The organism is Yokenella regensburgei (genome assembly GCF_003634235.1).
GTDB lineage: Bacteria > Pseudomonadota > Gammaproteobacteria > Enterobacterales > Enterobacteriaceae > Yokenella > Yokenella regensburgei.
This window is the reverse complement of the sequence record NZ_RBIZ01000005.1, coordinates 393998-406815: the sequence shown is the minus strand read 5'-3', so window position 1 is coordinate 406815 and position 12818 is coordinate 393998. Positions and strand designations below refer to the sequence as shown.

The window sequence follows — 12818 nt, the reverse complement described above, 5'->3', positions numbered from 1 at the left end:
CGCTCGCACTGTGCGAAGGTGGCGGAATTGGTAGACGCGCTAGCTTCAGGTGTTAGTGTCCTTAGGATGTGGGGGTTCGAGTCCCCCCCCTCGCACCAACGAGGCGATATCAAAAAATAAGATGACTGTGCGAAGGTGGCGGAATTGGTAGACGCGCTAGCTTCAGGTGTTAGTGTCCTTAGGATGTGGGGGTTCGAGTCCCCCCCCTCGCACCAATTATCTTATTCACTTCCTGGCAATACTCCTGATGTACTCTTCTCATCCCATAAGTTTCAAATTCATCATCATCAGCACCATACCGCTTATCAGCGCGACGCAGGATGGCAGAAGCACGTAATGACGCAGTTGACGATGCCAAATCATCAATGCCGTCAGTAATAACCCCGCGACAATCATGCCGCGCCAGGCATCAACCGACAGGCCAGCAAACCCAAGCACGATAATGGCCACTGCCGGAAACAGCACTCCCCAACCACTTCCTAACGCGCGCTGCAACATGATCTCATCTCTTTCATTGATAATGATAACCAATATCATATGATAAATTTTATCATTTGTCAGTATACCGGGAAACGCTGATTTAACTTTACTCAGGTGGTAATGACTTGCATTCATGAAGGTGATAGATTGTGCCGCGCAAAACAATAACATTCCTGATTCTGATATTTCCGTGTCTGTCTTTGACACATGTTTTTTTCATTTTGGCGACTTGTATTCTGTAATCCTAAGATTAATAACGAATTACCATTATGACGGCACAATCCTGGCGATCGCTTCGCACAAAGAAATATCAGCTTTCATTGCAGTTATTTCTGTTCCTTAATCTATTTTCAGCGCTGTTCGCTCTGGTGAACCCGCTGTACAACGTCTCAGCCAGCATGCTACCCGTGGTGCTCATCACCCTTTGCGGGGCGGCGTTATTTTTATGGCACTGGAGATTTCCGCAAAAGAAAATAAATATCTCATTCATTTCTCTCACATTTGGTTGTTTATGGGCGTGGCATGTTGGCGTAAAAACGCTGGAACTCCATCAGGACAATAGCAGCTATGTGATCATCGCATTGTTAACGTTGCTGTTTATTGGCGCGATTGCTTTTTCTAATAATATTATTGCGTTTACCCTACATTCATTACCTATTGTTATTACTTGTCTTGTCGTTAGCCGAGGCGAACAGTGGCCGCGGATGGCTTACTGTTTCGTGCTCCCCATGATAGGGATTGCGATTCAACACCTGATCCAGAAGCGAAACGATGGTTTTGCGCAGGGGTTGATGTACCAACTGATGGAAGAGCGTGAAACGCTTAACGATCTGAGTATGCTCGATCCGCTCACCGGATTGTATAACCGCCGTGGGCTGCATAACCGGCTTGATGCGCTGTTGACCATGGAGAGCACCGGTATTTGGGTTCTGCTGCTCGATATCGATCATTTCAAAGCCTATAACGATCACTATGGTCATATGATGGGTGATAAAGCGCTAATCCAGGTCTCCGCAGCCATCCGCAATGCAGTGCGCTCTCGTGATATTGTGACCCGCTACGGCGGTGAAGAGTTTATGGTTCTGCTCACTAACAGTAACGCACAGAGCGCGCTACAGGCGGCGGAACGTATTCGTCAGCAGGTTTACGATCTCAAGATCCCACACATGTTTAATGAAAGTGTCGCCACCAATGTGACGGTCAGTATCGGCGTGGCGCCGCTCGAAGGAAACGACCTGGAAAGCGCGCTCGAAAAAGCCGATAAGGCACTGTATGAAGCCAAGCATCTTGGACGTAACAACATTCTCACCAGCGACCACCCTCTTCCCACCTGAGTCGGGTATGTGCCCCGACTCACCAACTCGCAACAAAAGGCTTGCGATTGTTTTTGTCTATAGCTAGGATTAGCAATCATTATCATTTAGATTTGTATCCAGATACGCTATGGCACTACGTTCTGCAATCATCGCTGACGACATCATCTGGCGCACACCGCTTCCGAACAAGGAAAGTGCGCTGGCTACGTCCGTGCAGAACAAGATCCAGAACCTGCGCCCACATCTGCTGGATTTTCTCCGGCTGAATGAAACGCCTCCCCATCAGGCCATGACGCTTGAGCAGTGGACTCAACCCAACGCACTGCGTTCACTTTTAGCGATTTACTCTGATCATATCTATCGCAATAATCCCACCCAGGTGCGTGAGAGCAAGCCGCTCATTTCACTCTGGGCGCAGTGGTATATTGGCCTGCTGGTGCCACCGCTGCTGTTGGCATTATTGACGGAAGACATCGCGATTGAGGTTAATCCAGAGCGTTTTCACGTCGAGTTCCATGAAACCGGGCGTGCGTCCTGCTTCTGGATAGAGGTCCGTCAGGATCGCTTTGCCACGCACCTTCCTGCCGCTGACCGTCTGGAAAGCCTGATAACCAACGCACTGATGCCGGTGGTATGCGCGCTGGAAGCTACCGGAGAAATCAATGCCAAGCTTATCTGGAACAACACCGGCTACCTGATTAACTGGTACCTCGGAGAGATGAAATCGCTGTTGGGAGATACTCTCGTAGAGACACTGCGCCAGCGCTGCTTCTTTGAACAACAGCTCTCCAACGGCCAGGACAACCCGCTATGGCGTACCGTTGTCTCGCGTGACGGCCTGCTGGTACGACGCACCTGCTGCCAGCGCTACCGTCTGCCAGACGTCAAACACTGTGGTGACTGCACGTTGAAGTAATCTGCAGCCGACTAAAATAAACCCGATGCCATGGCATCGGGTTTTTTGTTTATGCCACCTGTTCACTCTCTTCTGCAGCGCGTTCAGCTTCGGCGGCTTCCTGGGCAAGCAGCTGCTTCTCGTACACTTTAAAGAACGGGTAATAGATAATGGCGGATACGCAGGCCAGTACCACCACCAGGATAGCGGCCCGGAAATCCCAGCCCAATGCCCAGGCGGCACCAATCGGCGCCGGAGCGGTCCACGGAACAACGGAAATCACCCGACCAATCAGATCCAGCTTCATCACTCCCCAGGCAAGCACGGCGTTTACCATCGGGGCCAGCAGGAACGGAATAAAGAACACCGGATTCATGACTATCGGTGTACCGAAAATCACCGGCTCGTTGATGTTGAAAATGCTGGGAACCACGCTTAACTTGCCAATCGCGCGTAAATGCACCGAGCGACTACGCAGATAGCAAATCACCAGTCCCATGGTCGCCCCGGAGCCGCCTACGACGATGAAAAAGGTCCAGAACGCCTCCATAAAGATATGGGGTAAAGGTGCCCCTTGCGCCAGCGCAGTCTGGTTCATCCCAAGATTTGTCAGCCAGAACATCTGCAGCATGCCCGAGACAATAGCAGCCCCGTGGATCCCCGCAAACCACAGCAGGTGACCAATCAGGACCGCCAGCAGGATCGCGGGCAGCGAATCCGCCGCCGACACCAGCGGTTTAAAGATAGCCATGATCGCCTGCGGAATAAGCATGCCAAACTGGCTCTGGATAAGCAGGCTCAGCGGATAAAGCGTTAATACCACCACCAGCACCGGGATCAGCAGGTCGAAAGAGTTTTTGATCATCGGCGGCACCTGATCCGGCAGGCGAATACCGATATTTCTGACCCGCAGGAAGCGCATCATCTCCACACAGTAGAGCGCCACCAGAATGGCGGTGAAGATCCCCGTTCCACCGAGGCTATCTACCGGCAATGCGCCGCTGGTTTTCGGTGCCGCGACCAGCAGGAAGGCCATAATCGACAGCATCGCGCACATAAAGGGATCGAGCTGATGGTTCTTCTCATAGTGCTTGCCAAGGTTATAGGCAATCGCCGCACAGATATAGATAGACATAATGCCCATCGTCATATCAAACGGCGTCAGGATCCGTCCTTCATACTCCTTCGCCAGATCCAGCCATGCGCGCGCGAAGCCCCACGTCGTGTCCGGAGAAAACGGGGGATAGGCAAACACCAGTAAGAACGATCCGACAATCATGAACGGCATCGCGGAGATAAAGCCGTCGCGGATCGCCATGACGTGGCGCTGCGAGGAAATACGCCCGGCCACGGGACTGACATAGTTTTCAACAAAGCGAAAGATCAAATTAAATGCGGCATGGTTAGTAGACATAGCAGCCCTCCAGACAGGCCATACACACTTTTATTATGAATACAGAGGAAGTTACCAACGCAGTATTCATCGTCATTGCTCTGCCTGCAACCGGTTACTGTAACCGGTTGCAGTGAATGTGAAGAGGATCGAGAAATCGACATGTTATCGAATTATTAAAAGGGATATTTACAGCCCCTACCGGCTTATGACACATTGTGCCGGATGTTGATCTGGAGATAACAATGAGTCTGCAATCGGTCCGGGAGTTCTTCGCCGAACACGCTCCCGAAATAGAAATCATAGAGCTAAACCAAAGTACCGCCACCGTTGCCCTGGCAGCACAGGCTCATGGTGTAGCACCGGGACAAATTGCCAAGACATTGTCCCTCAAGGTAAAAAACCAGGTGATTCTGGTCGTGGCTAAAGGTGATGCCCGGCTGGACAACAAAAAACTCAAGACAACATTCGGCGCAAAAGCCCGCATGCTCAGCAGTGATGAAGTGGTCACGATTACGGGACATCCGGTCGGCGGCGTATGCCCGTTTGGCCTGGAGAACCCGCTGACGGTTTACTGCGATATCTCGCTTAAAGCGTATGAAGAAGTACTGCCCGCTGCTGGCGCGATCCACAGCGCGGTTCGTATCTCGCCTGAGAAAATGGCGGAGTTAACCCACGCCGCGTGGATTGACGTGTGCCTGTAGCAAAAATGCCGGGCCTGGTCCTGGCATTTTCCTTTCCTAATAAGAGCTGATCCCGCCGGGGCCTGGTCGTTCACCCCCAGCCCCCAGATGCATCAAAATATCCGCAGCAGTCAGTAAGCCTATATCAGAACTGACACCAAGCTTAGTCATCGCATTGAATTTATGCGCCCTGATAGTCTTGATATTACGTTCCAGATGGCCCGCAATATCCGTCATTGAGTAGCCGTAGGTCATATAGCGCAGGATGGCTAACTCGGTCGGGCTCAGAGTGCCGTTGGAGTTCATCATCCACTGGCTGAGTGGGTTTTGCCCGCCGTTGTCTGTCTCATTGAGCAGCGCCATCAGTTGCTGACTGAGACTGGGTACGGAATCTGCTTTATTCAAAATACCGTGCAACCGGGAAGGTGAAAGATGCTGAATCAATGAAGCTTCTCTGACGTCATTAGTTAGCACCACTCTTTTAATTGAGGGGTAAGCATGAGAGACCTTATTAAGGCACAGCAGACACTCTTGTCGCAGGTCGCGTTCCCCGCTCAGCGAATAGATCACGGCCTCAAAAGGCGCCTGTGCTAGTGCAACCTCCAGTACTCGTACATTCTGGAAGAAATGTACGTCATACCGTGAGTATTCTGCCTGCCTGAACAAATGCCACAGCCCCACCAGGGTCAGGCTACAGCGCTCTACAATGGCGACATGTCGTATTGTGGCGTTTTTTTCCATTCATTTTGCTCCCCATAAGCTGAAAACAGATTCAGCTCTTGCATCCCTTGCTCACTGTTAATCCAGGCGTACATTTCCGCATTGCCACGTAACGACAACCGACGCATCGCACTGTTCTTTTGCGCGCTGACGGTTTTGTTGCTCTTCTTCAACAGAGAAGCGATTTGATTAATACACCAGCCTTTAGCCAGCAAACGAAGTACCTGCCGCTCGGAGTACGTCAGCATCTCTTTTTCCACATCGCTATCGTTATGCCCTCCCTGCCATGGACATAGCAACGACGAGCTTATCCGCTCACTCGCTCCGCCCTTGCGAATGACATCAACCAGATGCTCAACAGGCTCTGCGTCGGAGAGCAATGTACTTTCAGGGCAGAGTAAAAACTCCACCGCAAAAGGGTAAAACGCGCGCGACACCATGAAAACCCAGTGAATATCATGATATTGCATGATCATGGAATAATACTGCTGGCAGATAGTCCTGGCCTGGCGAACATCACCGGAAAGATCGGCCACCACCAGTACAGTTCGACGCAGTTGCAGCAGCGTCAGCTCGTCAGGGGCACGACAATACGCCATCTCGTAATCAGGGAGCTGTTGATTAATAATGCCGTGAAGTCCCAATTGAATGATCGGTGACTTACTGATAATCATGCCATTTTTGCAGCATCCTGCTTGCATAAAATCTCCTTTTCTTACCAATTATGTTTAATTGAATATCTGAAATAGAGTGATAAAAAGAACTGGCCATCAATTAAGTTATGATTGCCATTTATTGAGAGTTAAATATCTCATATTGGAATGAGAAAAATAATCACATCGGGATTAGAAAATATAACTTCAAAAATTAGATAAAATTAAACCACCAGCATGACCCCCTGAACAGCGCAGCAGCAACGTGATGCAGAACCCGTTTTTTGCACTTTGTTTGATCCTGGCTGAAGCTCTCTCTCGGCGCTTCATGTACAAATAGTGTATTGAGCAGCGATTTCAGATGTTTATTGGCAGGGCGATTCATGGCAGCAGATCAGGACGTTCAGCGGAAAATTACCCGTTTGTGTATTCAGTGTGGCCTGTTTTTACTCCAACACGGCGCAGAAAGCGCGCTGGTGGAAGAGCTTTCAACGCGTCTCGGCATCGCGTTGGGCATGGACAGCGTGGAAAGCGCTATCTCATCGAATGCTATCGTACTGACCACCATCAAAGACGGTCAGTGCCTGACTTCAACACGGAAAAATGCCGATCGCGGCATCAATATGCACGTCGTGACTGAAGTGCAGCATATCGTGATCATGGCCGAGCATAAGCTTTTAGATTACAAAGACGTTGAGAAACGTTTCCAGCACATCCACCCGCTGCGTTATCCGCGCTGGCAGGTCGTGTTGATGGTTGGGCTGTCCTGCGCCTGCTTTTGTAAACTGAACAAAGGTGGCTGGGACGGCGCATTCATTACCTTTTGTGCCAGCACTATCGCGATGTACATTCGCCAGGTGTTAACGCACCGTTCGTTACATCCGCAGCTCAACTTTTGTATCACCGCCTTTGTGGCGACGACCATCTCCGGTCTGATGCTGCGTCTCCCCATGTTTGCCAGCACCTCTACCGTGGCGATGGCCGCCAGCGTCCTCCTGCTGGTACCCGGTTTTCCATTGATTAACGCCGTGGCTGATATGTTCAAAGGCCATATCAACACCGGGCTGGCCCGCTGGGCGATAGCCAGCCTGTTAACGCTCGCAACCTGTATTGGCGTCGTGATGTCATTAACCTTATGGGGGCTGCCGGGATGGGCGTAATCGATTTTATTCTGGCTCTGGGCCAGGACATTCTGCTTTCCGCCATTCCCGCCGTCGGGTTTGCCATGGTGTTTAACGTCCCACCCCGCGCGTTACCCTGGTGTGCTCTGCTGGGAGCCATCGGCCACAGCTCGCGTATGATGATGATGACCGCCGGATGCAACATCGAATGGGCCACTTTTATCTCCTCAATGCTGGTCGGCAGCATCGGGATCCAGTGGTCACGCTGGTATCTCGCGCATCCAAAAATCTTTACCGTCGCCGCGGTGATCCCGATGTTTCCTGGAATATCCGCGTATACCGCGATGGTCTCGGCGGTCAAAATCAGCCACTTCGGTTTTTCACCGGAGTTGATGGAACTGCTTATCAGTAATTTCCTTAAAGCGTCTTCTATTGTCGGGGCGCTGTCGGTGGGGCTTTCCGTGCCAGGACTCTGGCTTTACCGCAAACGTCCGCGCGTCTGATTGTCGATTCCGGACTATGCTTGAGTGTTATGACTTCAGCCACAATGACCAAAGTTAGGGTCAACTTATGATGAGGAAAATGACATGTCATTAGAAAAAGTGGTCTATACCGCTAAAGCAAAAGCTACGGGAGGTCGCGATGGCCGTGCGGTCTCTTCTGACGGCGTTCTCGACGTGAAACTCGGCGTGCCGAAAGAGATGGGCGGGATGGGCGGAGCGGTTACCAACCCGGAACAACTCTTTGCCGCTGGCTACTCCGCCTGCTTCCTGGGCGCCATGAAATTTGTCGCCAATCGCGACAAAATCGCCATCCCGAAGGACGCTTTTATTGAAGGGGAAGTCGGTATTGGTCCGCTGCCAACCGGCTTTGGGATCGAAGCCAAACTGAATATTCATCTCGAAGGAATGGACAAAGCCGAAGCGAAAAAACTGGTGGATGCCGCCCACATCGTTTGCCCCTACTCTAACGCGACCCGCGGCAATATCGACGTCACGCTGAATATCATCAGCTAACCGCTCCCCGACATCCTCTCATCGCCGAGAGGATGTCCCTTCTCCCGCTCACCCTGTGCTACTATAGGGGCATGAATACCCGCGGGCTTTCCGCGTCTTTCCTGTCGTCATTCTGTGTTGAGAAAGTGCTATGTCTTCTCGTATTTTAACTTCCGAGGTCATCGGTATTGACGCCCTGGTGGAGGATCATGCCACCATTCTGTCGCGAGCCGAAAGCGGCGCTGTGGCCGTTTTTGCCAACAATACCCCTGCGTTTTACGCACTCACGCCGGAACGTCTGGCGCAGCTGCTGGCTCTGGAAGAGAAACTCGCCCGCCCGGGCAGCGACGTCGCGCTGGATAACCAGTTTTTTGAAGAACCGACGGTTGCCACACCGGTCTCGGTGCCGATGGGGAAATTCGCAATGTATCCCGACTGGCGTCCCGATGAAGATTTTCAGCGCCTTGCCGCCCTGTGGGGCATCGCGCTCCATGCGCCGGTCACCGCCGAAGAGCTGGCCTCGTTTGTGACCTACTGGCAGGCGGAAGGGAAAGTATTCCATCACGTACAGTGGCAGCAAAAACTCGCCCGCAGCGTAATGATGGGGCGCGCCAGCCACGGTGGACAACCACCGCGCGATAACAGCATGATGTCAGAGCCCGATAAATCGATTCCCTTTGGCTTCCGAGGAGCAAAATGAAAAACGTCGGCGATCTCATGAAACGTTTGCAAAAAATGATGCCTGCAAACATTGAACCTGCGTTTAAAACGGGAGAAGAACTACTGGCCTGGCAGAAAGAACAGGGCCAGCTGCGATCTGCGGCCATCGAACGTGAAAACCGGGCGATGAAAATGCAGCGCACCTTCAACCGCTCCGGGATCCGCCCGTTACATCAGAACTGTTCCTTTGATAACTACGTAGTTGAGAGTCAGGAACAGCTCAAAGCGCTGCATCTCGCCCGTCAGTATGTTGAAGAGTTTGAAGACAGCATCTCAAGCTTTATCTTCTCCGGTAAGCCAGGCACCGGTAAAAACCACCTCGCTGCCGCTATCTGTAACGAGCTGCTGCTGCGCGGTAAGTCGGTATTGATCATTACCGTGGCCGATATCATGTCTGCCATGAAAGGAACATTCGGCAATCGTGAAATCAGCGAAGAACAGCTGCTGAGCGATCTCAGCAACGTTGATCTGCTGGTCATTGATGAGATCGGGATGCAGAACGAATCCCGCTACGAGCAGGTGATCATTAATCAGATTGTCGATCGTCGATCCTCCTCAAAGCGCCCCACCGGTATGCTGAGTAACCACAACTCCCAGGAGATGACCCGCCTGCTTGGCGAACGCGTGATGGACCGTATGCGCCTTGGCAACAGCCTGTTTGTCACCTTCGACTGGCCGAGCTTCCGCCCGCGCGTTACCGGCAAAGAGTATTAAGAACTTTCTGACGCATTGCCGGGGTATACTGTGGCGGTTTCGACCTTCACAGTTAACGGGATTGGGTCTTATGAATACAGTACAACGTCTTATCTGCAGCGCTATTGCGGGCGCTGCATTGCTCTCTTCCGGCGCGTTTGCCGCCTCCTGGCAGGATTCCCTCAACAGCGCCGCCAACGAGCTCACCAAGAGCACCGCGCAGAGTGGCACTACTTCTCAGAGTGGTATGTCGCTTTCTTCGCTGACCAGCCTGCTGAACGGCAACGGTCAGGCGCTGAGCGCCAACAACATGAACAACGCCGCGGGTATTCTGCAGTACTGCGCGAAGCAAAAACTGGCGTCAGCCACCAACGTCGACAACGTGAAAAACCAGGTGCTGGATAAACTGGGCCTGGGCGCCGCTGAACAGAAGAAAGATACCAACTATCTTGATGGTATCCAGGGTCTGCTGAACGCGCAGAACGGCCAACAGCTTGACCTGAACAGCCTCGGCAGTTCGCCGCTGGCAGAGAAAGTGAAGACCAAGGCCTGTGACATGGTTCTGAAACAGGGCGCCAGCTTCCTTTCGTAAAGTACAGAACACCGCGTTTACGCGCTCTGCGCCCTTAACGCGGTGTTCGTTCCGTTTTATCCCCTCTTACACCGCTCAAGCCCCGCCAGGCGTGATACCCGCTTGATCAAAAAATGCGTTTTTTAAACCAACTCCGAATTACTGCACATTTAAGCGACAGTACAATTGCAGTGAAGTGAACACGACATTACAGTGTGGCTTCAAAAATTGTTGCTTAATGGCCAGCGGCGGCTGGTGCTATCGAGGGTTTGCTGTGTCAGAGTTGTTATCCATCGCGCTTTTTCTGGCCTCTGTGCTGATTTACGCTTTGAAAGCAGGTCGTAACCGTTGGTGGTTTATTGCCACACTGACGGTGCTGGGCCTGTTTGTTGTTCTTAACATCACTCTCTACGCCAGCGATTATTTCACCGGTGACGGTATCAATGATGCCGTGCTCTATACCCTCACCAACAGTCTGACCGGCGCCGGTGTTAGTAAGTACCTACTTCCAGGAGCTGGCATTGCAGCCGCTCTGGTGCTGGTCTTTGGCACCCTGGGTTGGGTGCTGCGCCGCCGACGTCATCACCCGCACCATTTTGGCTACAGCCTGCTGGCGCTGGCGCTCGCGCTTGCCTCAGTCGACGCCAGCCCGGCGTTTCGCCAGATTAGTGAGCTGGTGAAATCTCAGTCACGCGAAGGCGACCCGGATTTCGCTGTCTATTACAAAGAACCGTCGAAGACGATCCCGAACCCCAAGCTTAATCTGGTGTATATCTACGGTGAGAGCCTCGAACGCACTTATTTCGATAACAATGCGTTTCCGGACCTCGCCCCGGAGTTGAACAAACTGAAAGACGACAGTCTCGATTTCAGCCATACCATGCAGCTGCCGGGTACCGACTACACCATTGCCGGAATGGTCGCCTCTCAGTGCGGCATCCCGCTATTTGCACCGTTCGAAGGTAACGCCTCGGCGTCAGTATCGAGCTTCTTCCCGCAAAACATTTGCCTCGGCGATATTCTGAAAAATTCCGGCTATGAAAACTATTTCGTGCAGGGCGCCAACCTGCGTTTTGCCGGAAAGGACGTGTTCCTGAAATCCCACGGTTTTGACTATTTGTATGGGGCCGAAGAGCTAAAAACCGTGGTAGAAGACCCAAAATACCGTAACGACTGGGGCTTCTACGACGATACGGTACTGGATGAAACCTGGAAAAAATTCGAAGAACTTTCCCGCTCGGGGAAACGTTTCTCATTGTTTGCGCTAACGGTAGATACCCATCACCCGGACGGTTTTATCTCGCGCACCTGCGAGCGCAAGCGCTACGACATTGGCGGTAAAGCCAACCAGTCCTTCAGCGCCGTCAGCTGCAGCCAGGAACATATCGCAGCGCTGATTGAAAAAATCAAAGCCTCGCCGTACTTCAAAAACACGGTGATCGTCGTCTCTTCTGACCATCTGGCGATGAAAAATACCGCCTGGGACCAGCTCAACAAGCAGGATCGCAGCAACCTGTTCTTTATTATCCGTGGCGACCAGCCGCAGCAGGAGATTTCCGGCGTGAAACGCAGCACCATGGATAACGGTGCGACGGTGCTGGATATTCTCGGCGGCGATAACTTTATCGGCCTTGGGCGCAGCAGCCTGTCGGCGGAATCCCTCTCGGAAGTGTTCCTCAACATGAAAGAGAAAGTGCTGGCGTGGAAGCCAGACGTCATTCGTCTGTGGAACTTCCCGAAAGAGATGAAGGATTTCACCGTCGATACGAACAAGGGCATGATTGCCTTCTCCGGTAGCCAGTTCCGCCTGCCGCTGCTGCTGCGGGTGTCCGATTCCCGCGTTGAACCGCTGCCGGAAAGCGAATACTCGGCACCGCTGCGCTTCCAGTTGGCTGATTTTGCTCCGCGCGATAACTTCGTCTGGATTGACCGTTGCTACAAAATGGGTCAGCTATGGGCACCCGAAGTGGCGCTTTCTACCGACTGGTGCGTTTCACAGGGGCAGCTTGGCGGTGAGCAAAAAGTGCAGCACGTCGATAAAGCGTTGTGGAAAGGCAAAACCGCCTTTAAGGACACCGTTATCGATATGACGCGCTATAAAGGTAACGTTGATACGCTGAAAATTGTTGATAACGATATTCGCTATAAGGCCGACAGCTTCCTGTTTAACGTCGCCGGTGCGCCAGAAGAAGTGAAACAGTTCAGCGGCATCTCGCGCCCGGAGCTATGGGGGCGCTGGTCAAATGCTCAGCTGAATGATGAAGTGAAGATTGAGTATAACGCGCCACTGCCGGAGAAATTCGACCTGGTGATCACTGCCAAAGCCTGGGGTCCGAATGCCAATAAGCCTATCCCCGTGCGTGTGGGAGACAGTGAGCAGTTACTAATACTTAGCAACGAACTCTCGACCACCACGCTGCATTTTGAGAATCCGGCGCGCAGCAACCTGCTGCACATCGCGCCTCCGGATCCGGAATTCACTAACGAAGGGAATATTCTTGGCCACGCGCCACGCAAGTTAGGCATCGGCATGGTCGAAATCAAAGTGGTGAAAACCGAAGGTTAAACAGAGGGGAGC

14 protein-coding genes and 2 tRNA genes are annotated in these 12818 nt (G+C 52.3%); 12 read left to right on the top strand and 4 right to left on the bottom strand.

From position 1 onward, the window contains the following. Positions 1-12: 12 nt before the first annotated feature. Both C7387_RS16990 and C7387_RS16985 read left to right on the top strand, forming a co-directional pair. Positions 13-98, top strand: a tRNA-Leu gene (locus tag C7387_RS16990). Positions 99-129: 31 nt separating this feature from the next. Continuing rightward, positions 130-215: transfer RNA gene (locus tag C7387_RS16985), tRNA-Leu, on the top strand. A gap of 43 nt (positions 216-258) precedes the next feature. On the opposite strand, the gene C7387_RS16980 is transcribed toward C7387_RS16985, so the two are convergent. Further along, positions 259-537, bottom strand: a complete 279-nt coding sequence (locus tag C7387_RS16980) for a DUF1435 domain-containing protein (RefSeq protein WP_211326894.1) — start codon at positions 535-537, stop codon at positions 259-261. A 212-nt stretch (positions 538-749) separates the two neighbouring features. On the opposite strand from C7387_RS16980, the gene C7387_RS16975 reads away from it, so the two are divergent. Together C7387_RS16975 and fhuF are read left to right on the top strand one after the other, a co-directional pair. Further along, positions 750-1814 carry a GGDEF domain-containing protein gene (locus tag C7387_RS16975; RefSeq protein ID WP_120817148.1) on the top strand — a complete coding sequence of 355 codons (1065 nt, stop codon included), beginning with the start codon at positions 750-752 and terminating at the stop codon, positions 1812-1814. Positions 1815-1923: 109 nt separating this feature from the next. After that, positions 1924-2712: a siderophore-iron reductase FhuF gene (gene fhuF, locus C7387_RS16970; protein WP_006817023.1), complete on the top strand. Its 789-nt coding sequence runs from the start codon at positions 1924-1926 to the stop codon at positions 2710-2712. 49 nt (positions 2713-2761) lie between these two features. On the opposite strand, the gene C7387_RS16965 is transcribed toward fhuF, so the two are convergent. Further along, positions 2762-4105 carry a PTS cellobiose transporter subunit IIC gene (locus C7387_RS16965; RefSeq protein WP_006817022.1) on the bottom strand — a complete coding sequence of 448 codons (1344 nt, stop codon included), beginning with the start codon at positions 4103-4105 and terminating at the stop codon, positions 2762-2764. 224 nt (positions 4106-4329) lie between these two features. Here C7387_RS16965 and C7387_RS16960 point away from each other — a divergent pair, with 224 nt between their 5' ends. After that, positions 4330-4788 carry a YbaK/EbsC family protein gene (locus C7387_RS16960; RefSeq protein ID WP_038252325.1) on the top strand — a complete coding sequence of 153 codons (459 nt, stop codon included), beginning with the start codon at positions 4330-4332 and terminating at the stop codon, positions 4786-4788. Positions 4789-4824: 36 nt separating this feature from the next. On the opposite strand, the gene bglJ is transcribed toward C7387_RS16960, so the two are convergent. Both bglJ and C7387_RS16950 read right to left on the bottom strand, forming a co-directional pair. Continuing rightward, complete coding sequence (gene bglJ / locus C7387_RS16955) at positions 4825-5508, bottom strand: DNA-binding transcriptional activator BglJ (RefSeq protein WP_050812332.1); 684 nt, start codon at positions 5506-5508, stop codon at positions 4825-4827. Beyond that, positions 5469-6188, bottom strand: coding sequence for a helix-turn-helix transcriptional regulator (locus C7387_RS16950; protein ID WP_038252328.1), 720 nt, complete (start codon positions 6186-6188; stop codon positions 5469-5471). The genes bglJ and C7387_RS16950 overlap by 40 nt, the downstream gene beginning before the upstream one ends. A 335-nt stretch (positions 6189-6523) precedes the next feature. Between C7387_RS16950 and C7387_RS16945 the strand changes: the two genes are divergently transcribed. From C7387_RS16945 to opgB, 7 genes are all read left to right on the top strand, one after another. Then, complete coding sequence (locus C7387_RS16945; protein WP_006817017.1) at positions 6524-7300, top strand: threonine/serine exporter family protein; 777 nt, start codon at positions 6524-6526, stop codon at positions 7298-7300. Continuing rightward, complete coding sequence (locus C7387_RS16940; protein ID WP_120817147.1) at positions 7291-7764, top strand: threonine/serine exporter; 474 nt, start codon at positions 7291-7293, stop codon at positions 7762-7764. Before C7387_RS16945 ends, C7387_RS16940 begins: the two co-directional genes overlap by 10 nt. A gap of 84 nt (positions 7765-7848) precedes the next feature. Next, positions 7849-8277, top strand: coding sequence for an organic hydroperoxide resistance protein (locus tag C7387_RS16935; RefSeq protein ID WP_006817015.1), 429 nt, complete (start codon positions 7849-7851; stop codon positions 8275-8277). 130 nt (positions 8278-8407) lie between these two features. After that, the gene (gene dnaT, locus C7387_RS16930) at positions 8408-8956 is read left to right on the top strand and encodes a primosomal protein DnaT (protein WP_006817014.1); all 549 of its coding nucleotides are present in this window, start codon (positions 8408-8410) and stop codon (positions 8954-8956) included. Next, a complete protein-coding gene (dnaC, locus tag C7387_RS16925) occupies positions 8953-9690 on the top strand; it encodes a replicative helicase loader DnaC (protein WP_006817013.1) in 738 nt (245 codons plus the stop codon). The genes dnaT and dnaC overlap by 4 nt, the downstream gene beginning before the upstream one ends. Positions 9691-9760: 70 nt before the next feature. Then, positions 9761-10261, top strand: coding sequence for a YjjA family protein (locus tag C7387_RS16920; protein WP_006817012.1), 501 nt, complete (start codon positions 9761-9763; stop codon positions 10259-10261). A gap of 253 nt (positions 10262-10514) precedes the next feature. Further along, positions 10515-12806, top strand: a complete 2292-nt coding sequence (gene opgB, locus C7387_RS16915; protein ID WP_120817218.1) for a phosphatidylglycerol--membrane-oligosaccharide glycerophosphotransferase — start codon at positions 10515-10517, stop codon at positions 12804-12806. The last annotated feature ends 12 nt before the right edge of the window (positions 12807-12818 follow it).